We start from the raw sequence: 26,961 nt of genomic DNA, 5'->3' as shown, positions 1-26,961 counted from the left end.
CAGCCGGGCCCCCATTACCGCGACGAAGGCGACACCTCGGCTAAACCCTATCTGTTCTCCCGCGAAAGCGGGAGCCCAGGAGTCGCGAGAGTTGTAAGGCGTTGTTTTGCTTTGCTCTGGATTCCCGCCTTCGCGGGAAAACAGCAAACTGGGGGGCCGTGATTGGCGGCGAGCGGTGACGTGCGTGGCGGCCCTGGCCTTCGCCGGGCTGACGCAAAGCTTGCGCCCCCAGTCAAACCGCGCGACCACGCTCCCGCCAGATCGCGGGAATCTCGCTCCACTCGGGCGCAACGTCCGCCTCGTACCCTAGCACCGCGCCCGTCGCGATCCCGCGAAACGCCTTCATCGCTCGCAGATGCGCGCCGCTGCGCAGATACGCCAGCATCGCGGCGCGGTCGGTCCACACGGTCAGCGTGTGATGCACCCCGTCGATCCGCCGTGCCTCGGCGCGCAGGTTTCCGGGCGCGGTTTGCGCCTGGCGCATCGACCCCACCGCGTGCCAGGCAAAGCGCGGGAAGCTGAGCGGGCCCTTGAGGCGAAGACCGGTGATCGAGACATACATTCAGCAAGACTAACCGATACGGGCAGGGGCACCTAGCGTCGTCTGCGCGCGCCCGGGGCGCTGCGCGAGCGGGTGCACGATAACCAACGAAACCGTGGCATCCGCCCGCGCAAATGCCTAGATCGTCGTCAATGTCCGATCCCAATGCCCCGACCCGCTTCAACGAAGACAAGGCCACCTTCACCGTTCGCGGCAGCGACGCGCCCGATATCGAGGCTGGCGTCGCAGCAATCCGCAACGTGCTGGCAACGCTACCGATCCGCCCCGGCGTGTACCGAATGCTGGATGCGCGCGGGGAGGTGCTCTATGTCGGCAAGGCGCGCGCGCTCAAGAACCGCGTCACCAACTATACCCAGGTCGACCGGCTGACCAAGCGGCTCCAGCGGATGGTCGCGCAGACGCGGTCGATGATGATCGTCACGACCAACAACGAGGCCGAGGCGTTGCTGCTCGAGGCGCAGCTGATCAAGCGCTACCGCCCGGCGTACAACGTGCTGCTGCGCGACGACAAAAGCTTCCCGTTCATCCTGCTCCGCGCTGATCACGATTTCCCCCGCATCCAGAAGCACCGCGGCGCACGGCGCGCCAAGGGCAATTACTACGGCCCGTTCGCGAGTGCGGGGTCGGTCAACAACACGCTCAACGCGTTGCAGAAGCTGTTCCTGCTGCGGAGCTGCACCGACGGCTTCTTCAAGAACCGCGACCGGCCGTGCCTGCTCTACCAGATCAAGCGCTGCTCCGCGCCCTGTGTCGGGCGGATCGACACCGAGGGCTATGCCGAGCTCGTCGCGGACGCCAAGGCGTTCCTCGCGGGCAAGTCGACCGAAGTGCAGGCCAAGCTCGGTGCTCAGATGCAGGTTGCGGCGGAGAACATGGATTTCGAGCTCGCCGCGATCATCCGCGATCGTCTCCGCGCGCTGACCTTCATCCAGGGCAGCCAGGCGATCAACGCCGAGGGGCTGGGGGATGCCGACATCTTCGCGATGGCGTGCAAGAACGGCGTAATCGGCATCCAGGCCTTCTTCATCCGTGGCGGGCAGAACTGGGGCCACCGCAGCTTCTTCCCGGCGCACACTGCCGACGTGCCCGAGGACGAGATCTTCACCGGCTTCCTCGCACAATTCTATGAAGAAGTGCCGCCGCCGCGCACGATCCTGCTCGACCGCGAACTGACCGAAGCCGAATTGCTCGGCGAGGCGCTGGGCGCGCAGGCGGGGTTCAAGGTCGCTTTGTCGATGCCGCAGCGGGGCACGCGCCGCAAATTGCTCGAACAGGCCAAGCGCAACGCCGAGGAAGCACTCGACCGACGTCTCGCCGAGAGCACCACGCAGGCGAAGCTGCTGCGCGAAGTGGCGGAGCTGTTCGACCTGCCCGAACCGCCCGACCGGATCGAGGTGTACGACAACAGCCATATCCAGGGCACCAACGCGCTGGGCGCGATGGTCGTGGCGGGGCCCGAGGGGTTCCGCAAGGGCCAGTATCGCAAGTTCAACATCAAGAACCCCGACACCATTCCGGGCGACGACTTCGGGATGATGCGCGAAGTGTTCGGCCGCCGCTTCGCGCGCGCGCAGAACGAGGACCCCGACCGCGATTCGGGCGACTGGCCCGATCTGGTGCTGATCGACGGCGGGCGCGGGCAGCTCAATGCGGTGAAGGGCGTGCTCGAGGAACTCGGGATCGAGGACGTCGTCCTGGTCGGGATTGCCAAGGGGCCGCATCACGGGCGTGACGGCCGCGAGGTGTTCCACATGCTCGACGGGCGCGAGTTCCAGCTGCCGGTCAATGCGCCGGTGCTGTTCTACCTTCAGCGGCTGCGCGACGAGGTCCACCGTTTCGCAATCGGCGCGCATCGGGCGAAGCGCGCGAAGGCGATCGGCGCGTCGCCGCTCGATGATGTGCCGGGGATCGGTCCCGCGCGGAAGAAGGCGTTGCTGATGCACTTCGGCACCGCGCGCGCGGTCCGCAACGCGAGCCTCGATGATCTGCAGCGCGCCCCCGGCGTCAGCGCGGCGGTGGCGCAGCAACTGTACGACTTCTTCCATACGCGGTGAGGGGGGATGGTGCCGCGGTCGGCGAATTGACGGTGGTTCGGTCCGGCGTCATGCCGCTTCGCCATGACCGACGTGCGTGCCCCCCTGAATGTCTCGGTCGGTGAAGCACGACGGTTAGCGCGCCGCGGACGCTGGCTGGTCGTGGCGATCGTCTATCTGATCGCCATGGCGCTGTTCTTCCGCGGCCAGATCCTGAGCGGCTTCGATCTCGGCTTCAGCGATCGGGCGGACGGCCTGATCGAAATCAGCATCTTGGAGCATTGGCGCGCGGTGTTCGCCGGCGCGGCAAACTGGAACGTCACCGGCTATTTCGCGCCATATCCCGATACGCTGGGGTATAACGACGGCTATTTGCTGTACGGTGTCGTCTATAGTTTCTGGCGATTGTTCGCCGACCCGCTGCTGGCCGACACGCTCAATATCGCGACGTTCAAGACGATCGGCTTTTTCGCAGCCTATCGGCTCGTCGTCCGCGTGCTGGGATGGGAACGGCTTGCCGGCCTGATGGTGGCGCTGGTGTTCACCAACGCGAACGGGTTGATGGTGCAGGCAGGTCATGCGCAGGTTCAGACCGTCGCGCTGTTGCCGGTGGCCATGATCCTGGCGTTCCTGGCGGCACGGGAAGCCCGGGGGCGCCGGCCGATCCGCGGCGGCCTGTGGGCAATGGCGTTGGCGCTGCTGATGGCGGCATGGCTGCTCACCGCTTATTACATGGCGTGGTTCACGCTGGTCTTCGCGACTCTTTTCGCCCTGTGCTGGATGATGACTTCCGGAAATTGGCGACCGTCGACGCTCCGGCGGGTGGCCGCGCCATATTACGGGGTCCTGGCCGTTGGCTTGGCCAGCTTTGCGGTCGCGCTCATTCCGTTTCTGGCGCTGTACCTGCCCAAGATCCGGGAAAGCGGGGGCAGGGCATATCCTGCGGCATTTCCCTATCTCGTACTGCCGGGGGATGTGCTCAATGTGGGTCCGTCCAACTATGTGTGGGGATGGCTGTTCGGGGCTTCGCCCGGCGGGGAGCACAGTACCGGTATTGCGCCGTTCCTGTTCCTGCTGGCGGTGGCGGCGCTGTGGCGTTCGATCGCGGCCCCGTCGGGTCCCGGACAGGGCTTCGCACCCCCGCTGTGGCGCGCGGCTGCGCTGGCCGTCACCGTCAGCTGGCTGATGACGATACGGGTGGGGACGGTCTCGGGGTGGGCGATGGTGTCCGATCTCGTCCCGGGCGCGCGGGGATTGCGCGTCGTGTCACGCTATCAGCTGTTTCTCGTCCTGCCGCTGCTGCTGATCGTCACCGCGGTGTTTCGGCAGGTGGCGCGCCGTGCGTGGCGACGACGGCCGGTGATCCTCGCGGCGGTCCTGACTCTGCTCGTGGCAGAGGAATTCGGCAGCGATGTCCCGGTACAGCTCAGCCGCACCCGGGACGGCGCCGTGCTGGCAGCCGCGCCCGCCCCTCCTGCGCCCTGCCGCACCTTCTACGTCGTCAGCGCCCGGCGCGGCGATCCACCGTATGGCGATGCGGCGCACACCGCGCTCTATCCGCACAATGTCGATGCGATGTACCTGGCGGCGCGGTGGACGCTGCCGACGATCAACGGCTTTTCGAGCATCAATCCACCGGACTGGGATTTCGCGAACCCCCGCGACCCGGACTACGATCTCCGCGTCGCCAACTATGCGGCACGACATGCGATCGAACACCTGTGCCGCCTCGACATGGCGCGGCCGCAACCCTGGACCGAGGTGGATCGCGGCTATGCACCGCTGCATGTCCTGCCCTGACGGACGGCACGAACGATCCGCAGCAACGCAAGACCTGCGTACTGCTAAAAGATGGGGCCGCTGCGATGGTGCAAGGGCCGTTTCGGGAGTATTCTTGGCCCGGCGGTATTGCTGGATCGTCGTGACAGGCCGGGCGTCGTGATGCCGGACTGCAGCGTAAGGCACGGGTATGGACCTGGTCGGTGGGTTGAAGCGGCGGGCGCAGTCGGTGCCGTGGCGGATCGCCAGCGATCTTGCGCAACGCCCGATGATCCACACGCTCCGGACGCGACGCTATGACGCCTCGGTCGCGCTCCATCGCCCGGCATTGCCCCGCCTGACCCCGGCGCAGGACGCGATCCTCGCCGAGGTCGATCAGCGCGGAGTCAGCCAGCGGGACATCGCCACGCTGGGCATTCCCGGGTCGGGCGCGATGCTCCTGAGTGCGGCCGATCTGGCGCAGGCGTGGGCCGACCGGCTGCGCGCGCGGGGGCGCGAGGGGATCGACTTCCTGTACGTTCCGGCCGACGAAATCGCCCGGCACCCGGAGATCTATCGGTTCGGGCTGGACGCCGGGCTGCTCGATCTGGTCGAGGCGTATATCGGGCTGCCGATCGCCTATGACGGCGTGACCCTGCAATATACGGTGGCCGACGGACGCCCCGTCTCGACCCGCAAATGGCATCGCGATCGCGAGGACCGGCGCATGGTCAAGATGGCGATCTACCTGACCGACGTCGACGCGGCGGGCGGGCCGTTCCAGCTGTTGCCGATCCTCGATCCCGCGTCCTACGAGACGGGACCACGCGACATGTTCTACCTGCGGGAGGCCGACGAGGTCGAGCAGGACGGATGCGTGCTGGGCACCCGTCCGATCAGTTGCGAAGGCCCGGCGGGTACCGCCGTGTTCGCGGATACGGCGCGGTTCTTCCACCGCGGCAAGCCCGCGACCGGCAACGACCGGGCGGCACTGTTCTTCAGCTACTTCGCGCGAATTCCGGAGCGGCCGTTCTTCTGTTATCGCTCGGGCCTGTCCTATCGCCAGATCGCGGCTATGACCGACGACCTGTCCCCGCGACAGCGCGCCGCGGCCCTGTGGCGGCAGACGTTGCCCTTGCCGTGGCGACTCATCCCGCCGTCAGCGGTCTGACGCCGCAGGCCCGATCCTGTCAGGCCCAGCCCTCGAGCACCTGGTCGGGCGGGCGGTGGCCGTCCGCCCACATGCGGATGTTGGCAATGACCTTCTCGCCCGTCGCCAGCCGACCCTCGAACGTCGCGGAGCCCATGTGCGGGGTCATCACCACGTTGGGGAGCGCGAGCAGGCGCGGGTCGATCTCCGGCTCGTGCTTCCACACGTCCAGCCCGGCCCCGGCGAGGCGCCCGTTCTCGAGCGCCTCGACCAGCGCGTCCTCGTCGACGATCCCGCCGCGCGAGGTGTTGATGACGTAGACATGCGGCCGCAGCAGCGCGATCCGGCCCGCGTCGATCAGCCCCTCGCTGTCGGCGTTGCGCGGGGTGTGGATCGTCAGCAGGTCGATCGCCCCCAGCATCTCGTCGAGATGGGGATGCCATTGCGCCTGCAGTTCCGCCTCGACCACCTTGGGCAGGCGGTGGCGGTTGTGGTAGTGGATCGACAGGCCGAAGGCCCGCGCGCGCCGCGCGACCGCCTGGCCGATTCGCCCCATGCCGAGGATGCCGAGCGCCTTGCCGCCGATCCGGTGGCCGAGCATGCCACCCGGGGTCCAGCCCTGCCACGCACCGGAGCGAACCAGTTTCTCGCCCTCTGCCAGCCGCCGCGGCACCGACAGGATCAGCGCCATCGTCAGGTCGGCGGTATCCTCGGTCAGCACGCCCGGCGTGTTGGTGACGAGGATCCCGCGCGCGCGCGCCGCCTTGAGCGCGATATGGTTCACGCCAGCGCCGAAATTGGCGATCAACTTCAGTCGCGGGCCGGCCGCCTCGATCAGCGCGGCGTCGATCTCGTCGGTCACGGTCGGGACCAGAACGTCGCAATCCGCCATCGCAACCGCAAGCTCGTCGCGAGTCAGCGCTGCGGCACCGCGGTGGATGCGGATGTCGAACAATTGCTCCATCCGCTGCATCACCACGTCAGGCAGTTCGCGGGTCACGGCCACGCGCGGGTTCGGGACACGTCTCGTCTCGGGCATGCGACAGGCTTGGCGGAGGGCCCGCCCGGCGTCAACGGGTGTTGAAGCGCCGCGCCAAATCGCGATAAGCGGGGGCATGATGGTGATGCGACAGACGATGCGGATCGGGGCCCGGATGGCGCTGGCAATAGCGGCGGCAAGCGTTGGCGTGGGAGCAATCTCGCCCACGATCGCGGCGATGGCCAACCGGAAGCCGCCCTTCCTCGCCTCGATCGCGGCAAAGAAGGCCCGGATGCGCAGCGGCCCGGGGCGGACCTATCCGGTGACCTGGGTCTATCAGCGCGCCGACCTGCCGGTGCGGGTGATCAACGTGTTCGAACATGGCCAATGGTATAAGGTCGAGGATCCGAGTGGCACGCAAGGCTGGCTGATGGCCGGGCTGCTGAGCGAGACCCGGACGGCGCTGATCGTGGGCCAGGTCGCCGAACTGCGCGCCAGTCCCGACGCAGGCGGCCGGATCGTCTGGCGCGCGGCCCCGGGCGTGGTCGGTCGATTGAGCAAGTGCGCGGGGGGCTGGTGCTACTTCGACGTCCACGGACGCGGCGGCTTCGTCGAACAGCAGCGGCTGTGGGGCAGCGAGGCGGGCGAAACCCTGCCGTGAACGGCTGGACGATCCGGCGCGATGATCTGACGCATCCGGACGTGCTGGCGCTGCTCGATCTGCATCTGCGCGCGGCGCAGGAAAACTCACCGCCGGGGAGCGTCTTCGCGCTCGATGTCAGCGGGTTGCGCGATCCGTCCGTCACGCTGTGGACCTTGTGGGAGGGGGATACGCTGCTCGGTATGGGCGCGCTAAAAGCTTTCGGGGGCGGGGAGGGTGAGGTTAAGTCGATGCGGACCGCCCCGGGGCACCTGCGCCGCGGCGTCGCGGGTGTGGTGCTCGAGCATTTGATCGCGGAAGCCCGAGCGCGGGGCTATCGGCGGCTGTGGCTCGAGACGGGGTCGAACGCGGCCTTCGCTGCCGCCCATGCGCTCTATGCGCGCGCCGGATTCAGCGAATGCCCGCCGTTCGGGGCCTATCGCGATACCGTGTTCGCCCGATATTTCACGAAGGTGTTGTAGGCGCAGCATCCGGACGCGCCCGAGTCGGTTGAGGACCCGTTCGGACTTCGGTGCCTGACGGGTCCGCGTCCGGAACACGCGCACACGCTGATACGACGCGGTATTCGGCGCTTTGTGCGGCGTCGGGGCTGCGGTATCATACCCTCGGTCTTCGGGGGGAAGCGATGCCGTGCCGTCATGCCCATTGGTGGCTGCTCGCGCTGTTCCCGCTGATCGTGATCGCGTTCTGGCCGAATTATCTGGGTCGCCTCATGCAAGCGCCGTTCGCGTTGCACGCGCATGGCCTGACCGCGACGGCATGGCTCCTCCTGCTCGCCGGGCAGAGCTGGTCGATCCACACGCGCAGGCGGACGTGGCATCGTATGGCGGGGCTGGCGACGTTCGTCATCTTGCCCCTGTTCGCCGCGGCTGGGCCGCTTGCGTTACAGGGGATGGCACTGTTGTGGCGCGCGCGGGCCGATCCGTTCCACGCCACTTATGGCGCGCGGCTGGTGATCGTCGACATGATCGCGGGGCCGGCGGTGGTCGCGCTGGTCGCTTATGCCTTCGTCAACCGGCGCGATGTGACGAAGCACGCAGCGGCGATGCTGGCGACGGGGCTCCTCGTCCTGCCGCCGATCATCGGACGAATCCTGCCTGCGCTCCCGGGCTTTCCGCATGGCGCATGGACGGGCCTCGGCGGGTTCTGGCTTGGCTTTCACCTCGCCGAGGGACTGACGCTCGCGATCGCCTTGTGGCTCGCTGCCAGGACCCCGGCGGGACGACCTGGTTTCGGTTTCGCCGCGGCCGCCACAATTGGGGAGATGGTCGGCTATCAGACGATCGGGGCGACCAAAGCGTGGGAGCAGTGGATCGTGGTGTTCACCGGGATACCGGCGATCCCGATGGCACTTGCGGGAGGGCTTGCGACCGCTACCGTGCTGTTGTGGGCATGGCGGACCGTGCCGCCCCGGCCCGGACGCCCGCGCCCCGGTATCGCCGCGACAGCGGTCGCCTGACGTTCCGGGGCGGGCACAGCGGGTGGGGCGGTCCAGTTACGCCATCAACTCCACCGCGACCGCGGTCGCTTCGCCGCCGCCGATGCACAACGACGCCAGCCCGCGCTTGCCGCCGCGCGCCTCCAGCGCCGACAGCAACGTCGCGAGAATGCGCGCGCCGCTCGCGCCGATCGGGTGGCCGAGCGCACAGGCGCCGCCGTTCACGTTGATCCGGTCGTGCGCGATGTCGAGGTCGCGCATCGCGATCATCGCGACGACCGCGAACGCCTCGTTGACCTCGAACAGGTCGATGTCGCCGGTCGACCAGCCCGCCTTCTCGAGCGTCTTGCGCATCGCGAACACCGGTGCGGTGGTGAACAGCGCCGGGGCATGGGCATGCGCGCCATGCGCGACGATCCGCGCGAGCGGGGTGAGGCCGAGCTTCTCCGCAACCGACGCCCGCGTCATCACCAGCGCGGCGGCACCGTCCGAGATCGACGAGGCGTTGGCCGCGGTGATCGTGCCTTCCTTCGAGAAGGCGGGCTTGAGCGTCGGGATCTTGGCGACGTCGCCCTTGGCGGGCTGCTCGTCGAGGCTGACTGTGGTCGGTCCCTTGCGCCCGGCGATCTCCACGGGAACGATCTCGCGGTCGAACGCGCCGGAGGTCTGTGCGCGTTGTGCGCGGTGGAGCGACTCGATCGCGTAATCGTCCATCTGCTGGCGCGTGAACTGATAGGCGGCGGCGGTATCCTCGGCGAAATTGCCCATCAGCTTGCCGGGCTCATACGCATCCTCGAGCCCGTCGAGATACATATGGTCCTTGAGCACATCATGCCCGATCCGCGCGCCGGCGCGGTGGCGCAGGGAAAGGTACGGCGCGTTGGTCATGCTCTCCATCCCGCCCGCGATCAGCAGGTCGGCCGACCCCGCGGCGAGCGCATCCGCCGCGAGGATCGCGGCCTGCATCCCCGATCCGCACATCTTGTTGATCGTCGTCGCCTCGATATGGTCGGGCAGGCCAGCCTTGAGCGCCGCCTGGCGCGCGGGTGCCTGGCCGAGCCCGGCGGGGAGGACGCAGCCCATGTAGATCCGCTCGATCGCGCTGCCCGAAAGCCCCGCGCGCTCGACCGCGCCACCGACCGCGGTCGCGCCCAGCTCGGTCGCGCTCGCGCCCGTCAACGCCCCCTGGAACGACCCCATCGGCGTGCGGGCATAAGAGACGATGACGACGGGATCGGTGGCCATGATGGAGCAAACCTCTGGTGGGATCGGGATGCGTGCGATCTAGGGCCGACTTTGCCGATTTACAAACTATAGGGCGGTTCGACATGACCGCAGAAGCCACCAGAAACCGAGGGAATGCGCATGGATGACTTAATCTGGCCGATCCTGCTCGGGGGCTTCGGCGCGATCATCGGCAGCTTCATCGCGACGATCGTGGTGCGCTGGCCCGAAGGGCGATCGGTGGTGCACGGGCGCTCGGCCTGCGACGGGTGCGGGGTGGCGCTCGGCGCGCGCGATCTCGTCCCGCTGCTCAGCGCGCTCGTCGCGCGGGGGCGGTGCCGGACGTGTGGCGCGCGGATCGATCCGCTGCACTGGCAGATCGAGCTGACCGCGCTGGTGATCGGCGTGGCGGCGGGGCTGGTGGCGCCCGGCGTCGCCGGGGCGGCGGGCGCGGTGTTCGGGTGGCTGCTGCTCACGCTCGGCGCGCTGGACGTGGTCGCTTTCTGGCTCCCCGACGGGCTGACCGGAACGCTGGCGCTCGCCGGGCTGGCGACCGGCGCGCTCGGGGTGATGCCGTTGCTGCTCAACCGGGTGATCGGCGGGGTTGCGGGGTTCGTCGCGCTATGGGCGGTCGGCGCGGGGTATCGGCTGCTGCGCGGCCGGGACGGGCTGGGCGGCGGCGATCCGAAATTGCTCGGGGCGATCGGCTTGTGGCTCGGCTGGCGGATGTTGCCGACGGTGGTGCTGTTCGCGGCGCTGGCGGGGCTCGGCATCGCGGTGCTGGGCGCGCTGCGGGGGCGGCCGACGACGCTTGCCGACCGCATGCCGTTCGGCGCGCTGCTGGCGATCGCGGCTTACCCGGCGTGGCTGATGCTGGTAGGCATGGCGTCATGAACGCGCTCCTGTTCCTCGCGCCGGTGCTGCTGGCGGTCGCCCCGCAGGCCACGCCCGCGCCGGCGGGATCGGTCGACGGCCTGCCGCTCGGCGTGCTGCCCAAGCAGGAACTGCCCAGGCAGGGCTGTGCCGCCTATCTGTGGACCGCGAGCGGAACGCGCGCGCTGATCGCGATGGCGGGCGCGGACCCGGCGCGGCTGCGGCTGTCGGTCGGCGGGAAGATCATCGATCTCGAGCGCAGCGGGCAGGTCGGCGGGGCCGGGCTGGGGTTCGCCGAAAGTACGACCTATGGCAGCGCGGCAATCGGTGCCAAGCTGACGATGAAGATCGAAACGCGGGAGTCGATCACGAGTGGCGGTGTCGTATCCGACGGCATCCTCCAGCTCGACCGGGCGGGGCAGGACAGCGTGGTCGTGCCGGTCGCGGGATTGATCGGCTGCGCTTGAGGGGACGGGCATGACATTGCAGGCGACGCTTCTGGCTCAACGGGCTGCGTTCCATACGGAATTGCCCGTCACCCTGGAGGTCCGCAAGGACCGGCTCAAGCGCGCGGCGGCGATGATCGCCGACCATGCCGACGCCTTTTGCGACGCGCTGAGCGAGGATTTCGGACACCGCAGCCGCGAACAGTCGATGCTCACCGACATCGCCTCGTCGATCGCGCCGATCAAACATGCGCTGCGCGCGCTCGATGGCTGGACGAAGCGCGACAAGCGCGCGGTGCAATTCCCGCTCGGGCTGCTCGGCGCGCGCGCGTGGGTGGAATATCAGCCGAAGGGCGTGGTCGGTGTGATCGCGCCGTGGAATTTCCCGGTCAACCTGGTGATGGGGCCGATCGCCGGCATTTTCGCGGCGGGCAACCGCGCGATGGTCAAGACCAGCGAATTCACCCCGCGCACCGCCGCGCTGTTCGAAACGGTCTGCGTCAAGTATTTCGCGGCCGAGGAACTCGCCTTCATCAGCGGCGGGCCGGATGTCGGCAAGGCCTTCTCCGAACTGCCGTTCGATCACCTGATCTTTACCGGCGCGACCGGGATCGGCCGGCACATCCTCCACGCCGCCGCCGACAATCTCACCCCCGTGACGCTCGAGCTCGGGGGCAAGTCGCCCGTCATCATCGGCAAGGACGCCGACATCGCGCGCGCGACCGAGCGGGTCGCGATCGGCAAGATGCTCAACGCCGGGCAAATCTGCCTCGCGCCCGATTACATGCTCGTGCCGCAAGCGCAGGAACAGGCCGTGGTCGACGGGCTCAAGGCGGCGGTCTCGGCAATGTATCCGACGCTGCTGGCGAACCCGGACTATACCGCGATCATCAACGACCGGCATCACCAGCGCCTCGCCGACTGGGTCGCCGACGCGCGCGCCAAGGGCGCAACGGTCGAGGTGGTCAACCCCGGGGGGGAGGATTTCGCGGGCTCCAATGCGCGGAAAATGCCGCTCCACATCGTCCGCGACGCGACCGACGACATGATCGTGATGCAGGAAGAGATCTTCGGCCCGATCCTCCCGGTGCACTCCTACGTCGGCAGCGTCGACAGCGCGATCGACGAAGTGAACCGACGCGACCGCCCGCTCGGCCTCTATTATTTCGGGCCGGACGAGACCGAGCGGCGCCGCGTGCTCGATCGGACGATCTCGGGCGGGGTGACGATCGACGACGTGGTGTTCCACGTCTCGATGGAGGACCTGCCGTTCGGCGGGGTCGGGCCGTCGGGCATGGGGTCGTACCACGGGTTCGACGGGTTCAAGACGTTCAGCCACGCCAAGGCGGTGTTCAAGCAGGCGAAGCTCGACGTGGCGAAGCTCGCGGGGCTCAAGCCGCCGTATGGCAAGGCGACGATGACGAGCGTGCGGCGGCAGATGAAGTAAGGGAACCTTCGCGGCCCGCCGCGCTTTGGCAGAGGTGCTTCCCGTCGCTCTTCCCCCACGCTCGTTCCAGCTCGGGGCGCATGCGCGCATCCGGTTGACCTATGCGTGGCGGCACGGGCGCCTGCCGGACCTGCGGACGCCGCGATTGTTCACCGAGCTGGTGCAATGGCGCAAGCTGAATGATCGCGACCTGCGGTTGCCGCTGCTGGCGGACAAGGTCGCGGTCAAGGCGGTGGTGGCCGATCGGTTGGGCCGCGCATGGGTCGTCCCCACGCTGTGGGACGGCGCCGTTCTCCCGGCGGAACGCCCCGACGGCGGGCCGATCGTCGTCAAGTCGCGGCATGGCTGCAACCAGCGCGTGTTCGTGCGGGACGGCACGTGCGACTGGCCGATGATCCGCCGCCAGGCCGCCCGCTGGGTCGACCAGCGGTATGGCGGCTGGCTGGACGAATGGCTGTACCGCGAAATTCCCCCCGGGGTGTTGATCGAGCCCTTTATCGGCGCCGATGGCCAGTTGCCGATCGACTACAAATTCTACGTCTTCGGCGGCGTGGTCGCGTTCATCCAGGTGCACCTCGAGCGGGAGCATCGGCATCGCTGGATCGTGCTCGACCGCCACTGGCGCTGCGAGGGGGATGGCACGGACCTGCCGCCGCGTCCCTCCGCGCTCGGTGCGATGATCGCCGCCGCCGAGAACCTCGGGCAGGGCTTCGATTTCGTGCGGGTGGATTTCTACCAGCCGGACGATGTGCCGTTGTTCGGCGAGATGACCTTCTACCCGGGCTCGGGTCTCGATCCGTTCGACCCGCCGCATCTGGATGCGGTGATGGGCGACTTGTGGTTACAGGCGCGGGGTAGGGCGACTGGTGTGTCGCAGGACTTTGGCGGAGTAGCGCTCGCGGCGTGAACGGGTCTGCGGTTCGCCATGGGGGCTAAGAAGGCAGCTTCCCCCTCAATCCCGTCCGCTGCACAGGCTGGGGCTCACGCGCGCAACACGGACGGGCGACAGCGCGGCGCTACCGCGGTCACTTCGACTGGGCCCCGGCCTGCGCCGGGGAAGCGCCTGCCCACCGGCGCGCAGCCACGCCCGCGCCTCACTCCCGCTCTAGTCGATCCGGTAATGGATCGGCTTGAAGCTCCCTCCGTTGCTCGCCGGCGCGGAACAGGCGGTGAGCCCCACGATGAGGTCCATCGCCGCGCGCAGCACGATGCGGTCGCCGGCCGTGCTGATCGGCGGCAACACGTCTAGCTTCCCCGTCGCGCCATCGACCGTGACGTTCATGAAGCAGTTGAACGCGGTGGGAATCTGGTCGGGCTTGATCCCGAACGGTTCCAGCGCTTCCGCGAGGTTGCCGAAGCATCCGCGATGCGGTGGCAGGTCGGGGTAGAAATGATGGAACGTATCGTAGGAGCAGGGCGTCAGCAGAAAGTCATGCCGCCCGACGGTATCCTCGATGATCTCCAGCATCGGCTGCGAGCGGTTGGAATACAGCAGGTTGCCGGTCGTCAGATAGATCGTCTCGGCATAATCGAGCGTCCGTCCCGACGACAGCACCTCGTCGAGATCCTCCGCATTATACGCAAGCAGATCGGACACTTGTCGCCCGCGCGGATCGATGACGGTGAGCGTCTGTCCGGCGGCAAGGCGAAACGCCGCCCCGCTCCGTTCCGGGATTTCGGTGATCAGGCTCAATCGGGGGCTCCGGCATAACGAAACGGGCAGGCCCAGCTCTCGTCGACGGCGCGGCCGCTATACTGACGTGCCTCGCTCATTTCGCCGTGGCGCGCGAGCATCGGGTTGCGCGAGCCCGCCAGCACCTCGTCGCGCGTCAGGATCTTTTCGCGCATGCCCTCATATTTGCCTTGCGCCCGCAGCGTCTCGAACTGGTCGTGCAGGTTGAACACCATCGTCGGCCGCGCGAAGCGGCGCGCGGGACGGCTGGCATTGGGGTGGAGCCCGACGATGAAGAACGCCTCGCCGCCAAAGCTCAGCGAGAAGTGCGGGCTGTCCGGGTCGGTGCTGACGGCCGTGTCATAGCCCTGCCCGCGCCACACGTCCTTGTCCGAGATCGACTGGACACGCTGCCACAAGGCCGCCTCGAACGCCTGCTCGCTCAGGTCGTCCGGCCCGTCGAAGATCACCGCGAAGCTGCGGAACAGGCCCGGCTCCGCGCGATAGGCCGCGGCGAAATGCATCAGGCCATCGTGGATGCGCAGGTCGTCCCACGCGCTGTCGAGCCGGTCGCAGGCGAGCACGGACAGCGTTCCCTTCGCCAACGCCGCCTTGGCGCCGACGCACGGAAAGTCCGCCTCCGCGACATGCGCGTCGAGCAGGGCCTGAAAGTCGTGCTGGGCACGGTGTTTCCACGGGAACATGGGAGTTTGGGGCGTAGGCATAGAACAACAAGACTCCCACGCGAGACGCCAGTTCCGCGAATTCATGCTGATAAGAGTTAAGTATCCGGCAGTTGCGCTTTCGGGAAACCTGACCAGGCGGCGTCATAGTCTTCGTCGAGCGCGCTCGTTTCTGCGGCGAATCGGGTCGGGGTAAAGACCCAGCGGCTTTCGATCATGAACGCCATCGTGCCGTCGATCTTGCGCGGGGCGAGCGGCGCGTTGCTTGCGGCGTCCCAGGTCGCGACGTCGGGGCCGTGGCCACTCATCTGATTGTGCAGCGACAGCGCGCCGGGGACGAAGCCATCGGCCTTGGCGTCATATTCGCCTTTGAGGAGGCCCATGCACTCGCTCATCGTGTTGCGGTGGAACCACGGCGGGCGGAACGTTTCCTCCGCCACCATCCAGCGCGGCGGGAAGATCACGAAGTCGACATTGGCGGTGCCGGGCATGTCGCTGGGCGAGGTGAGGACGGTGAAGATCGACGGATCGGGATGATCGAAGCTGATGCTGCCGATCGTGTTGAACCGCGCGAGATCATATTTGCACGGCGCATAATTGCCGTGCCACGCGACGACGTCGAGCGGGGAGCGGCCGAGGTCGGTGGTCCACAGGCTGCCGAGGAATTTCTGGACGAGTTCGTATTCGCCCTCGACGTCTTCGAACCACGCGACGGGCGTCTCGAAGTCGCGCGGGTTGGCGAGCCCGTTCGCGCCGATCGGGCCGAGGTCGGGGAGGCGGAACGGTGCGCCATGATTCTCCGCGACATAGCCGCGCGCGCTGCCATCGGGGAGGGTGACGCGGAAGCGCACGCCGCGCGGGATGATCGCGATTTCGCCCGGGGTGAGGTCGATCCTTCCGAGCTCGGTGAGGAGGGTGAGGCGGCCCTGTTGCGGGAGCATGAGGAGTTCGCCGTCGGCCGAGACGAACGCGCGGTTCACCATGTCCCTGGTCGCGCGGTAGATGTGCATCGCGACGCCGGTCTGCGTCCTGGGGCCTTCGCCTGCGACGAGCATGGTGGTGAGCGAGTCGAGCCAGTCCGCGTCCTGCGTCTCGAGCGGGCCCCAGCGGAGGCGGTTGGGGGCGAGGGGGGCGTCGGCGGTGCCGGGTGCGAAGAGGGGCGCGCCTGCGTAGCGCGTGAAGGCGGGGTGCGCGGCGGAGGGGCGGAGGCGGTAGAGCCAGGAGCGCCTGTTCTCGTGGCGTGGCGCGGTGAAGGCGCTGCCGCTGAGCTGTTCGGCGTAGAGGCCGAACGCTGGTTTCTGCGGGGAGTTGCGGCCGATCGGGAGCGCGCCGGGGATGGCTTCGGTGGCGAAGTGGTTGTTGAAGCCGGTCATATAGTCGGTCATTTCGCTCTCCAGCTATCGGCTTGGGTGCCCGTTACGGCCCCACCCCAACCCCTCCCCTGAAGGGGAGGGGCTTTTGGTTGCGCTCGTCTTCTAGCCCCTCCCCTTCAGGGGAGGGGTGGGGGCGGCCTCGTAGAGGGTAGCGCCTGTTACTGCCCCACCCCAAACCCCTCCCCCTGAAGGGGAGGGGCTTTTAGGTTTCGCTCTTCTTCTAGCCCCTCCCCTTCAGGGGAGGGGTTGGGGTGGGGGCGGCCTCGCAGAGGGTAGCGCCTGTTACTGCCCCACCCCAAACCCCTCCCCTGAAGGGGAGGGGCTTTTAGGTTTCGCTCTTCTTCTAGCCCCTCCCCCTCAGGGGAGGGGTTGGGGTGGGGGACGCCTCGCAGAGACCACCGCCCCCCACCTAAGCCTCAAGCCTCAACCGCCCCCGGCACCACGCCCCGCCGGATCTGGTCCAGCTCGATGCTCTCGAACAATGCCTTGAAGTTCCCCTCGCCAAAGCCGTCATTGCCCTTGCGCTGAATGATCTCGAAGAAGATCGGCCCGACCATATTCTCGGTGAAGATCTGCAGCAGCAGCCCGCCACCCGTCTCGGGCGCGCCGTCGATCAGAATGTCGCGCTTGCGCATTTCCTCGACGTCGTGGTTGTGCCCGGGCAGACGCTTGTCGATCAGGTCGAAATAGGTCTGCGGCGTCGTCTGGAACCGCACGCCGTTCGCGCGCAAAGTGTCGACCGTCTTGAAGATGTCGTCGGTCGCGAGGGCGAGATGCTGGATGCCTTCGCCCTTATAGTCCTTGATGAATTCCTCGATCTGCGAATGCTCGTCCTGGCTTTCGTTCAAGGGAATCCGGATCTTGTCGTCGGGCGCTGTCATCGCCTTGGAGAAGAGGCCGGTCGACTGGCCCTCGATGTCGAAATAGCGGATCTGGCGGAAGTTGAAGATCCGCTCGTAATAGTCCGCCCAATACGCCATCCGCCCGCGCTGCAGATTGTGCGTGAGATGGTCGAGCGTGTGGAGCCCGACGCTGTGGTCGTCGACGCCAGCCCCCTCGACCGGGGTGAAGTCGGTCTCGTAGATCCGCGACTTCTCGTCGACCAGATACAGGTTCGCGCCGCCGATGCCTTCGATCGCGGGAAGGTCGAGCTCGTCCGGGCCGACGGCACCCTTGACCGCGACCGCACCGCGCTCGACCGCCATTTTCAGCGCGTCCTCGCCGTCGGCGACACGGAACGCCATCGCGTTGGCCGAGGGGCCGTGCGTGTCGCGGAAGCCGGCGACCTGGCCGGCGTCATCCATGTTGAGCAGGAAGTTGATGTCGCCCTGCGCATAGCGGCGGACGTTCTTCGACTTATGGTTGCCGACATGGGTGAAGCCCATCTTGACGAACAGGTCAGCCATCGCCTCGGGGTCGGGCGAGGTGAATTCGACGAATTCGAAGCCGTTAAGGCCCATCGGGTTTTCGGTGGCAGTCATCGCATCGGCTCCGAGATGGTTTCAGATGAAACGATATAGCGACCTTGCCAAGGGCGGTCCATCCCTTATCCCTGCGCGGTGATGACAACGCTCAAGCTCGATCAGTTCCTGCCCTATCGCCTGTCGATCGTGTCGAACCGCGTCTCGGCGGCGGTGGCGAGCACGTATCAGGCGTTGTTCGGGCTCCGGATCCCCGAATGGCGGCTGGTCGCGATCATCGCCGAGAGCGAGGGCGCCACGCAGCAGGCGCTGGGGCTGGCGACGCGGATGGACAAGGTGACGGTCAGCCGCGCCGCCGCGACGCTGGTCGAACGCGGACTGGTCGAGCGCCGCCCGAACGCCAGCGACCAGCGCTCGCACCTGCTGTCGCTGACCGAAGCGGGCCGGACGCTCTACGAGAATGTCGCCCCAAAGGCGCTCGAGCTCGAGGCGCAGGTCTTCGCCGGCTTCACCAGGGCTGAAATCGCGAGCTTCCGCGCGATGCTGGACCGGCTCGAGACATCGGCCGCGCCGTTCGACCCCGAACGCGCTTGAAGCGGACCGCAAGCCTGGCCTAAGCCTGTCGCCCAAGCCCTCCCCAGGCAGACGTTGGTTCCAGGAGGATGTTGATGCCTGAAATGCTCGACCGCGCCGGTCTGTCGGTCGCCGCCCCGCTCGCCGCCTTTCTCGAGGCGCGCGTGCTTCCCGGCCTCGACGTAGCGGCAGAGGGCTGGTGGCAGGGCGTCGCGGACATCTACGCCCGGTTCGCGCCCGAGAACCGCGCTTTGCTCGCGACCCGCGACTCGCTCCAGGCGCAGATCGACGCGCGTTATGGTTCGGGGGAGGCGGTCGACGAGCCGTTCCTGCGCGAGATCGGCTATCTAGTTCCCGAACCTGCCGCCTTCACGATCGGCACGACCAACGTCGACGCCGAAGTCGCGACGATGGCCGGACCGCAGCTCGTCGTCCCGATCCTCAACGCGCGCTTCCTGCTCAACGCCGCCAACGCCCGCTGGGGGAGCCTGTACGACGCCTATTACGGCACCGATGCACTTCCCGGCATGGCAGTCCCCGGGGGATACGATCCCGTGCGCGGCAAGCAGGTGGTCGAGGCGGCGAAGGCGTTCCTTGACGATGCGGTTCCGCTGACGACGGGCTGCTGGGACGAACTCCGCGGCGACGAACCGGACCTGCGCCACCCCGAGCAACTGGTCGGGCGCAAGGGTGCCTCGTGGCTGTTCGTCAACAACGGTCTGCATATCGAGGTGGTGGTCGACCGCGACCATCCGATCGGTCGCGACGATCCGTCGGGGATCGCCGACGTCATCCTCGAATCCGCACTGACCACGATCTGCGACCTCGAGGATTCGGTCGCGGCGGTCGATGCCGAGGACAAGGTCGCGGCCTATGCCAATTGGCTCGGGCTGCTGCGCGGCGATCTGGAGGAGGCGTTCGACAAGGGCGGCAGGACGATCACGCGCCGGCTCAACCCCGACCGCGTCTATGACGACGGGCTGACGCTGCCGGGGCGGAGCCTGTTGTTCGTCCGCAACGTCGGGCATCTGATGACGACGCCTGCGATCAAGCTGCCCGATAGCAGCGAGGCACCCGAAGGGATCCTCGATGCGATCGTCACCAGCACGATCGCGCTGTACGATTTGCGCGGGCTGGGCCCCTATCGCAACAGCCGGGCAGGCTCGGTCTATATCGTGAAGCCCAAGATGCACGGGCCCGAGGAATGCGCTTTCACCGACCGCCTGTTCGATGCGGTCGAGGATCTGCTCGGGATCGAGCGGCATACGGTCAAGGTCGGCGTGATGGACGAGGAGCGCCGCACCTCGGCCAATCTCGCAGCCTGCATCGCGGCGGTGAAGGACCGGATCGTCTTCATCAACACCGGCTTCCTCGATCGGACCGGCGACGAGATGCACACCGCGATGCGCGCCGGGCCGATGATCCTTAAGGCCGAGATGAAAGGGAGCGACTGGATCAAGGCTTATGAGGATCGCAACGTCCGCATCGGCCTCGCCGCCGGGCTGTCTGGCCGGGCGCAGATCGGCAAGGGCATGTGGGCCGCGCCCGACCGGATGGCGGACATGATGGAGCAGAAGATCGGCCACCCGACCGCCGGCGCGAACACCGCCTGGGTCCCGTCGCCGACCGCGGCGACGCTGCATGCGATGCATTATCACAAGGTCGACGTGTTCGCCCGGCAGAAGGCGATCGCGCGTGAGAGCGTGCCACCGCTCGCGTCGCTGCTGCGCGTGCCGGTCGCGGCACAGGGGCGCAACTGGACGCCCGAGGAAATTCGCGCCGAACTCGACAACAATGCGCAGGGCATCCTCGGCTATGTCGTGCGCTGGATCGATCAGGGGGTTGGGTGCTCCAAGGTTCCCGACATCCACGATATCGGGCTGATGGAGGACCGTGCGACCCTGCGGATTTCGTCGCAGCATATCGCCAACTGGCTGCTCCACGGCGTCGCCACGCGCGCGGAGGTCGATGCCGCGTTCGAGCGGATGGCGGCGAAGGTCGATGCGCAGAATGCCGGCGATCCGCTCTATCGGCCAATGGCGAGCAATCCCGACAGCGTCGCGCTGCAGGCGGCACGCGCGCTCGTGTTCGAGGGGATCGATCAGCCGAACGGCTATACCGAACCGTTGCTGCACGCCTATCGCCAACGCGTAAAAGCCGAATGAGCAGAATCTAGGAAACCATTTCCCGCTCATGCGTTAGGGACGCTGAGCGGGGGACCGAAAAACCGGCCCCCGTGTGAAGCGGGGAAGCGTAGCTCTTGATTTCTTTGGCGTATTCGAGCGGGCTTCTCGCCATCGCGGTTGCAAGTCTCCAGCAGGCACCCCCCATCGTGGTGCCCGCAGCGTCTGGTGCTGCGCAGGGTATCGGCCAAACCACCGAGCCGCCGATTGTTTCCGATCCCGAGTTCGACAAGGCGCTTCCGCCGCTCAGCAACGACATCAATGCGCCGCTAGAACCGATGATCCCGGTACCGGTGACGACGACCGGCGTTCCGGTTGCGCCGCAGCCGACGCCGCCTGCGGTGACCGGCGTCCCCGTCGCCACGACGCCCGCGCCGACGATCCCCGCCGACCTCAACCAGCCGCTTCCCCCGCTCGCGAGTTTCGACACGGCCCCGCTGGTCGACGTCGCGGTCAAGGACGAGAAGGCGCCGGAGATTCGCTACGAGACCGTGATCCGCGGGCTCGATCCGCTCAAGCTGACCGCGCAGTTCAACGGCCTGTCCGCTCTGAAGGGCGGGAAGGGCAAGGCCCCCAACGGCACCGTCATCGCAGCGCGCGGGCGCGAGGACGAGCAGCTTGCGATCCGGCTGATGAAGAGCCTAGGCTATTATGACGGGACCGCCGTTTCGACGATCGAGACCGTTCCCAACGACAAGACCCGGGTCAAGGCGATCGTCTCGGCGACCCCGGGCAAGCAGTACAAGCTCGGCACGATCGTGGTGAAGGCGAACCCGACGATTCCGCCGACGCTGATCCGCGATGCGCTCCCGCTCAAGGTCGGCGAGCCGATCGAGGCGGTGCGCATCCAGGGCGCGGAAGCCAACGTCGCGCTGACGCTGCCGCAGAACGGATACCCCTTCGCAAAGGTCGGCGATCGCGACATCCTGCTCGACGATCTGGCGGGCACCGGCGACTATACGCTGCCGGTCGAGGTTGGCGCGCGGTCGTCGTTCGGGACCGTCACGACCGAGGGACGGCTGGCGTTCGGGGCCGACCATGTCCGCGTGTTGCAACGCTTCAAGGCGGGCGAACTGTACGACAACCGCAAGGTGGACGATCTGCGCGCGGCGCTGGTCGCGACGGGGCTGTTCTCGACCGTGTCGGTCGAGCCGAAGCCGACCGGTAACATCAACCCCGACGGGACCGAGCAGGTCAACCTGCTGGTCGAGCAGGAGCGCGGCAAATATCGCTCGCTCGCGGTCAGCGGTGGGTACAGCACCGGGCAGGGCGCGCGGGTCGAAGGTTCGTTCACGCACCGCAACCTGTGGTCGCCCGAGGGCGCGCTGATCGCGACCGCGGTCGGCGGCACGCAGGAGCAGGGACTGAGCGGCACCTTCCGCCGCTCGAACGCGGGCAAGCGCGATCGCACGGTCACGCTGACCGCGGCGGTCGACCACACCAATTACGACGCGTTCAACGCCTTCACCGCGACCCTGTCGGGCCGGATTTCCTATGACTCCACGCCACTGTGGCAGAAGAAGTTCACCTACGCCTACGGCTTCGAAGTCGTCGGCACGAACGAGAGCGTCTATGACTTCGCGCGCGGCGATCGGCGGCGTGCGACCTATTTCATCGCGGCGCTGCCGGGGCAGGTCCAGTTCGACCGGTCGGACAGCCTGCTCAACCCGACCAAGGGCTATCGCCTCAAATTGAGCCTCAGCCCCGAGACGTCGGTGCGCGGCGCGATCAGCCCCTATGCGCGCACGCTGATCGAGGCGAGTGCCTACTATCCGGTCGGCGAGAAATTCGTCATCGCGGGTCGCCTCCGTGCGGGCGCGATCGCCGGGATCGAGCGCGACGACCTCGCGCCGTCGCGGCGCTATTATGGCGGCGGCGGCGGGTCGGTGCGCGGCTATGGCTATCAGCGGCTCGGGCCGCTCGATCCGCAGGGCAATCCGGTCGGCGGGCGCAGCTTGAACGAGTTCGCGCTCGAGGCGCGCTATCGCTTCGGCAATTACGGGATCGTGCCGTTCATCGACGGCGGCAACGCTTACACCAGCGTGCTCCCCAAGGGCTCCGACCTGCGCTTCGGCGCTGGCATCGGCGGGCGTTTCTATACCAATTTCGGGCCGTTGCGCGTCGACGTCGCAACCCCGCTCAACCCCCGTAAGGGCGACGGCAAGGTCGCGCTCTATATCTCGATCGGACAGGCCTTCTGATGGCGGAAGTAGAAACCGGCCCTTCGGCGGCGCCGGAAACCGTCGTCATCGCGCGGCGCCCGCTCTGGCAGCGGATCTTCAAGTGGGTTTCGATCACGCTCGGCGTGCTCGGGTTGCTCGCGATGGGGATCGTCGCCGGGCTCGATACCGCGCCGGGGCGGCGCGTCATCGCCAATTTCATCGGGGACTATAAGACCGCAGGCGGGCTCAACATCCGCGTCGGGCGGATCGAAGGTTCGATCTACGGCAAGATGGTGCTCAACGACGTGCGGGTCAGCGATCCGCAGGGCGTGTTCCTGTCATCGCCACGGATCGCGGTCGACTGGAAGCCGTTCGACTACGTCCGCAACCATATCAACGTCCTGTCGGCGCAGGCGAACCTCATCACGATGACGCGCTCGCCCGCGTTCAAGCCGACCCCGACCGATCCCAACGCACCGATCCTCCCCGATCTCGACATCGATATCGGTCGCCTGACCGTCAATCGGATGGTGCTCGCCAAGGCCGTGATGGGCTCGCCGCATATCATCAGGATCGACGGCGCGACGCATATTGCGGACAAGCGCGCGCAGATCACTGCGGACGTCGATGCGCTGACCGGCCCCGGCATTGCGGGTGGCGACAAGCTGCGGCTGCGGCTCGATGCGGTGCCTGATTCGGACCGGCTCGGGATCGACGCACGGATCACCGCGCCAGCACGCGGCGTGGTCGCGGAAATGAGCGGGCTCAAGGCGCCGCTCGACTTCACGATCGGTGGCAAGGGCGGCTGGAAGGCGTGGACCGGCAAGGCGAGCGGGTCGCTCGGCGGCGCGCAGTTCGCCGACCTCGACCTGCAGGCGCACAACGGCTTCTTCCAGATCCGCGGCAAGACCAACCCGGGGCTTTATCCCGGTGGCGCGCCCAAGGACAAGGCGACCCCGACCAACCCGATCGCGCGCCTCACCGCGCCCTCGCTCGACGTGTCGATCGACGCGCGGCTCAACGCGCGCAAGGTCGATACGGTCATCGCGCTCAAGTCGGATGCGATGGCAGTCAACGCCAAGGGTCTGATCGATCTCGCGCAGAGTGCCTTCAGCCAGTTCGCGGTCGATGCGAAATTGCTGACTCCCGGCGCGATTCTCCCCAACCTCAACGGGCGCGACGTGACCGCGCGCGTCGTGCTCGACGGCAAGTTCGCGACACCTACGGTCAATTACGTGGTCAGCGCAGGCGTGCTTGGATTCGGCGAAACCCGCGTCCAGCAGCTCTACGCCTCGGGCCTTGCGCGCGTGAACGCGGATCACATCGTGATCCCGGTCGCGGCACGTGCCGCGCGGGTCACCGGGCTCAACGCGGCGGCGGGTGGCCTGCTCGACAATGTCGCGATCAACGGCAGCTTCGCGATCGCCAACGGCAAGGTGCTGTCGGACAATCTCAAGATCCGATCGCGCAAGATCGACGCGACCGCGCTGATCGTCGCCGACCTGGCGACCGGCATGTACCGCGCCGCGCTCAACGGCAGGGTCAACGATTACCGGGTCGAGAGCTTCGGGATCGTCAGCGTCAAGACCGACGCCAAGCTCGTTACGATGCCCGGCGGGTTCGGGATCACCGCGCATGTCGCGGCGCGGACCTCGCAGATCTTCAACGAAGGCGCGCGCACCTTCCTCGGCGGCAACGCCGCGGTGACCGCGGACGTCGGCTATGATCCGAACGGGATCATCACCTTCCGCAACCTGCGGCTCAACGCGCCCCAATTCCGTGTCACGCGCGGGCAGGGGCGGTACGATCCGAAGGGACCGCTCGCGGTCGATGCGGATGCCTATTCCACTCAATATGGCCCGCTGTTCGCGCGGGTCACGGGTACTGCGACCAAGCCGGTCGTGCTGCTGCGGGCGCCGCGTCCGGGCGTGGGCATCGGTCTCGTCAATCTCGAGGCACGCGTGCGCGGCACGGGAACGTCGTATCTGATCCTCGCCAAGGGCGGGACCAATTACGGGCCGTTCACCGCCGACCTCAACGTCGTGCCCGCGGCACCGCTGACGGTCGACATCCGTAATGCGCGCTTTGCCGGGATCGACTTCAAGGGGCGCGTCCAGCAGCTCGCCGCCGGTCCGTTCGGCGGGCGGGTGACGTTCGCCGGATCGGGCATCAGCGGGGCGGCCTTGCTCGGCGCGCAGGGCAAGTTCCAGCGGGTCGATGTCGCCGCGCGTGCGAGCAACGCCAAGATTCCGGGGCTGGTCGACTTCACGATCGGTCGCGCGCTGGTCAACGCCCGCGCGATCCTGACCCCGACGCCGCAAGTCGTCGCGGACGCGCAGGTCGCCGACTTGCGCTATGGCCCGACGGTGATTTCTGCGGCCCGCGCCAAGGTGAATTACGTCGGGGGTTCGGGCACCGCGCAATTGCTCGCTACCGGCTCGAACGGCGTCCCGTTCCGATTGGCGGCCAATGCACGCCTCAGCCCGAAGCAGTGGCTGGCGGCGCTGCAGGGGCAGGCCAACGGTATCGGCTTCCGCACTGCCAACCCGGCGCGGATCGATATCGAGGGTTCGACCTATCGGCTCCAGCCGACGCGGATCGACTTCGACAATGGCTCGGCGCGGGTCGCGGCGGTCTATGGCTCGGGGCTTTCGGCGCAGCTGCGGCTCGACAAGCTCGACCTGTCGGTTGCGAACGCGCTGGTGCCCAACCTCGGGCTCGGCGGCGCGGCGACGGGGTCGATCGACTATGCGCAACCGCGTGGGGCTTCGGTGCCGAAGATTGCTGGCCAGTTCCGCATTGCCAACTTCACGCGGTCGAGCCTTGCCAGCGTCTCCGATCCGGTCGACGTCGTCGGCCAGATCGGGCTGACCGACGCGGGCGGCGAAGCACGTGCGCTCGTCCAGCGCGGCGGGACGACGGTCGGACGGATGATCGCGACGCTCCGCCCGCTGGGTGCGGGGGCGAACTGGACGACGCGGCTGATGGCGGCACCCTTGTCGGGCGGGATCCGTTATAACGGCCCGTCGGGCGTGCTGTTCTCGCTCGCCGGGCTCAGCCGCCAGCAATTGTCGGGGCCAATCGCGATCGCCGCCGACTTCGGTGGTCGCGTCGATGCCCCGCAGCTCAACGGCGTCATCCGCGCGGACTCGCTGACCTATGACAATGAAGTCTATGGCACGCGCATCAGCCAGATGAAGATCGCGGGACGGTTCACCAACGACCGGCTCGAGATCACGCAGCTGTCGGCGCGCGCGGGCGAGGGGACGGTCCAGGCGCAGGGGTCGGTCGGTTTCGCGGCCGCGTCGGGCTTCCCGATCAATATCCAGGCGACACTTAACAATGCGCGGCTGGCGCGAAGCGATGCGCTTGGGGCGACCGCGACGGGGACGATCGCGATCACCAACTCGAAGGCGAATGGCGGGCTGATCAAGGGCGATATCCGCATCCCGAATGCGCGCTACGAGATCATCCGTCAGGGCCAGGCCGAAGTGCCCGAACTGACCGGCGTCCGCCGCAAGAGCGATCTGGTCAAGGCGGCGAATACGGCACCGGCGGAACCCCCGGTCGGGCTGTTCAAGCTCGATATCCGGATCCGCGCGGATAACCAGCTGTTCGTCTCGGGCATGGGGCTCGAGTCGGAGTGGGAGATGGACATGCGCGTCGCGGGCACGTCGGCGGCACCGCTGGTGCTCGGGCGGCTGCAACTGGTGCGCGGGACCTATTCCTTCTCGGGCAAGCGGTTCGAGGTGACCAAGGGCGACATCCGCTTCAACGGCGGACCGTTGTCGGACCCCGAGATCAACATCAGCGCGACCACGACGACGAGCGATGTCGACGTCACGATCAACGTGACCGGCACCGGGCAGAAGCCGCAGATCGCGTTCACCTCGACCCCGGCCTTGCCGCAGGACGAAGTGCTCAGCCGTCTGTTGTTCGGCAGCTCGGTGACCAACCTGTCGGCGATCCAGGCGATCCAGCTCGCGTCCGCGCTCAATTCGCTGCGCGGGTCTGGAGGCGGGCTCAACCCGCTCGGCAAGCTGCGCTCGGCGACGGGGATCGACCGGCTGCGCGTGCTCGGTGCGAACGATGCGACCGGGCAGGGGACGTCGCTCGCCGCTGGTAAGTACATCACCAACAACATCTATGTCGAAGTCATCACCGATGCGCGCGGGTTCACCGCGACGCAGCTCGAGGTGTCGCTGACCAAGGCGTTGAGCGTGTTGTCCCAAGCCGGGTCGTTCGGCGGGTCGAATGTCACGGTGCGCTACAAAAAGGATTTCTGATCGCAACCTAACGCTTTCCGAGGCGCCCGAAATCGAA

At 67.4% G+C, this 26,961-nt stretch carries 21 protein-coding genes; 14 read left to right on the top strand and 7 right to left on the bottom strand.

The features are described from left to right. Window positions 1-232: 232 nt before the first annotated feature. Window positions 233-562 (bottom strand): antibiotic biosynthesis monooxygenase, encoded by a 330-nt coding sequence (locus L8K25_RS03085; protein WP_242137444.1) that lies wholly within the window; start codon window positions 560-562, stop codon window positions 233-235. Window positions 563-693: 131 nt separating this feature from the next. Between L8K25_RS03085 and uvrC the strand changes: the two genes are divergently transcribed. The 3 genes from uvrC (at window position 694) to L8K25_RS03070 (ending at window position 5,524) form a co-directional block, all read left to right on the top strand. Then, on the top strand, window positions 694-2,616 hold the full coding sequence (uvrC, locus tag L8K25_RS03080) for an excinuclease ABC subunit UvrC (RefSeq protein ID WP_242137443.1): 1,923 nt from the start codon (window positions 694-696) through the stop codon (window positions 2,614-2,616). A gap of 63 nt (window positions 2,617-2,679) precedes the next feature. Further along, window positions 2,680-4,395 (top strand): hypothetical protein, encoded by a 1,716-nt coding sequence (locus tag L8K25_RS03075; RefSeq protein WP_242137442.1) that lies wholly within the window; start codon window positions 2,680-2,682, stop codon window positions 4,393-4,395. A gap of 169 nt (window positions 4,396-4,564) precedes the next feature. After that, window positions 4,565-5,524 carry a hypothetical protein gene (locus L8K25_RS03070; RefSeq protein ID WP_242137441.1) on the top strand — a complete coding sequence of 320 codons (960 nt, stop codon included), beginning with the start codon at window positions 4,565-4,567 and terminating at the stop codon, window positions 5,522-5,524. A gap of 19 nt (window positions 5,525-5,543) precedes the next feature. Here L8K25_RS03070 and L8K25_RS03065 read toward each other — a convergent pair whose 3' ends face one another. After that, a complete protein-coding gene (locus L8K25_RS03065; RefSeq protein WP_242137440.1) occupies window positions 5,544-6,542 on the bottom strand; it encodes a D-glycerate dehydrogenase in 999 nt (332 codons plus the stop codon). A gap of 97 nt (window positions 6,543-6,639) precedes the next feature. On the opposite strand from L8K25_RS03065, the gene L8K25_RS03060 reads away from it, so the two are divergent. The 3 genes from L8K25_RS03060 (at window position 6,640) to L8K25_RS03050 (ending at window position 8,602) form a co-directional block, all read left to right on the top strand. After that, on the top strand, window positions 6,640-7,143 hold the full coding sequence (locus L8K25_RS03060) for an SH3 domain-containing protein (protein ID WP_242137883.1): 504 nt from the start codon (window positions 6,640-6,642) through the stop codon (window positions 7,141-7,143). Then, window positions 7,140-7,604, top strand: a complete 465-nt coding sequence (locus L8K25_RS03055; protein WP_242137439.1) for a GNAT family N-acetyltransferase — start codon at window positions 7,140-7,142, stop codon at window positions 7,602-7,604. Before L8K25_RS03060 ends, L8K25_RS03055 begins: the two co-directional genes overlap by 4 nt. A gap of 164 nt (window positions 7,605-7,768) precedes the next feature. Then, the gene (locus L8K25_RS03050) at window positions 7,769-8,602 is read left to right on the top strand and encodes a hypothetical protein (protein ID WP_242137438.1); all 834 of its coding nucleotides are present in this window, start codon (window positions 7,769-7,771) and stop codon (window positions 8,600-8,602) included. 36 nt (window positions 8,603-8,638) lie between these two features. Here the strand turns inward: L8K25_RS03050 and L8K25_RS03045 are convergent, their stop codons facing one another. After that, the gene (locus tag L8K25_RS03045) at window positions 8,639-9,826 is read right to left on the bottom strand and encodes an acetyl-CoA C-acyltransferase (protein WP_242137437.1); all 1,188 of its coding nucleotides are present in this window, start codon (window positions 9,824-9,826) and stop codon (window positions 8,639-8,641) included. Between the two features lie 120 nt (window positions 9,827-9,946). On the opposite strand from L8K25_RS03045, the gene L8K25_RS03040 reads away from it, so the two are divergent. From L8K25_RS03040 to L8K25_RS03025, 4 genes are read left to right on the top strand one after another with little or no spacing between them, the layout of a single operon-like run. Further along, complete coding sequence (locus L8K25_RS03040; RefSeq protein ID WP_242137436.1) at window positions 9,947-10,699, top strand: A24 family peptidase; 753 nt, start codon at window positions 9,947-9,949, stop codon at window positions 10,697-10,699. After that, window positions 10,696-11,145: a hypothetical protein gene (locus tag L8K25_RS03035; RefSeq protein ID WP_242137435.1), complete on the top strand. Its 450-nt coding sequence runs from the start codon at window positions 10,696-10,698 to the stop codon at window positions 11,143-11,145. The genes L8K25_RS03040 and L8K25_RS03035 overlap by 4 nt, the downstream gene beginning before the upstream one ends. Window positions 11,146-11,155: 10 nt before the next feature. Next, window positions 11,156-12,571, top strand: a complete 1,416-nt coding sequence (locus tag L8K25_RS03030; RefSeq protein WP_242137434.1) for a coniferyl aldehyde dehydrogenase — start codon at window positions 11,156-11,158, stop codon at window positions 12,569-12,571. Window positions 12,572-12,605: 34 nt separating this feature from the next. Continuing rightward, entirely contained in the window at window positions 12,606-13,478 is an 873-nt protein-coding gene (locus tag L8K25_RS03025) for an ATP-grasp fold amidoligase family protein (protein WP_242137433.1), read from the top strand. 198 nt (window positions 13,479-13,676) lie between these two features. On the opposite strand, the gene L8K25_RS03020 is transcribed toward L8K25_RS03025, so the two are convergent. From L8K25_RS03020 to hppD, 4 genes are all read right to left on the bottom strand, one after another. Beyond that, window positions 13,677-14,264 carry an urea carboxylase-associated family protein gene (locus tag L8K25_RS03020; protein ID WP_242137432.1) on the bottom strand — a complete coding sequence of 196 codons (588 nt, stop codon included), beginning with the start codon at window positions 14,262-14,264 and terminating at the stop codon, window positions 13,677-13,679. Beyond that, complete coding sequence (gene gntA, locus L8K25_RS03015) at window positions 14,261-14,968, bottom strand: guanitoxin biosynthesis heme-dependent pre-guanitoxin N-hydroxylase GntA (RefSeq protein WP_242137431.1); 708 nt, start codon at window positions 14,966-14,968, stop codon at window positions 14,261-14,263. The genes L8K25_RS03020 and gntA overlap by 4 nt, the downstream gene beginning before the upstream one ends. A gap of 56 nt (window positions 14,969-15,024) precedes the next feature. After that, window positions 15,025-16,311 (bottom strand): homogentisate 1,2-dioxygenase, encoded by a 1,287-nt coding sequence (gene hmgA, locus L8K25_RS03010; RefSeq protein WP_242137430.1) that lies wholly within the window; start codon window positions 16,309-16,311, stop codon window positions 15,025-15,027. 404 nt (window positions 16,312-16,715) lie between these two features. Beyond that, entirely contained in the window at window positions 16,716-17,780 is a 1,065-nt protein-coding gene (gene hppD, locus L8K25_RS03005; protein WP_242137429.1) for a 4-hydroxyphenylpyruvate dioxygenase, read from the bottom strand. 81 nt (window positions 17,781-17,861) lie between these two features. Here hppD and L8K25_RS03000 point away from each other — a divergent pair, with 81 nt between their 5' ends. The 4 genes from L8K25_RS03000 to L8K25_RS02985 all read left to right on the top strand — a co-directional run bounded on the left by L8K25_RS03000 (window position 17,862) and on the right by L8K25_RS02985 (window position 26,924). Then, window positions 17,862-18,314 (top strand): MarR family transcriptional regulator, encoded by a 453-nt coding sequence (locus L8K25_RS03000; protein WP_010217586.1) that lies wholly within the window; start codon window positions 17,862-17,864, stop codon window positions 18,312-18,314. Window positions 18,315-18,388: 74 nt separating this feature from the next. Then, window positions 18,389-20,458, top strand: a complete 2,070-nt coding sequence (locus L8K25_RS02995) for a malate synthase G (protein WP_242137428.1) — start codon at window positions 18,389-18,391, stop codon at window positions 20,456-20,458. A 104-nt stretch (window positions 20,459-20,562) separates the two neighbouring features. Continuing rightward, window positions 20,563-22,677: a BamA/TamA family outer membrane protein gene (locus L8K25_RS02990; protein WP_242137882.1), complete on the top strand. Its 2,115-nt coding sequence runs from the start codon at window positions 20,563-20,565 to the stop codon at window positions 22,675-22,677. Continuing rightward, a complete protein-coding gene (locus L8K25_RS02985; protein ID WP_242137427.1) occupies window positions 22,677-26,924 on the top strand; it encodes a translocation/assembly module TamB domain-containing protein in 4,248 nt (1,415 codons plus the stop codon). Before L8K25_RS02990 ends, L8K25_RS02985 begins: the two co-directional genes overlap by 1 nt. Window positions 26,925-26,961 lie beyond the last annotated feature (37 nt).

It is taken from the genome of Sphingomonas sp. TREG-RG-20F-R18-01 (assembly GCF_022662475.1).
Classification (GTDB): Bacteria; Pseudomonadota; Alphaproteobacteria; order Sphingomonadales; family Sphingomonadaceae; genus Sphingomonas.
This window is presented reverse-complemented; position numbering and strand designations above follow the sequence as displayed.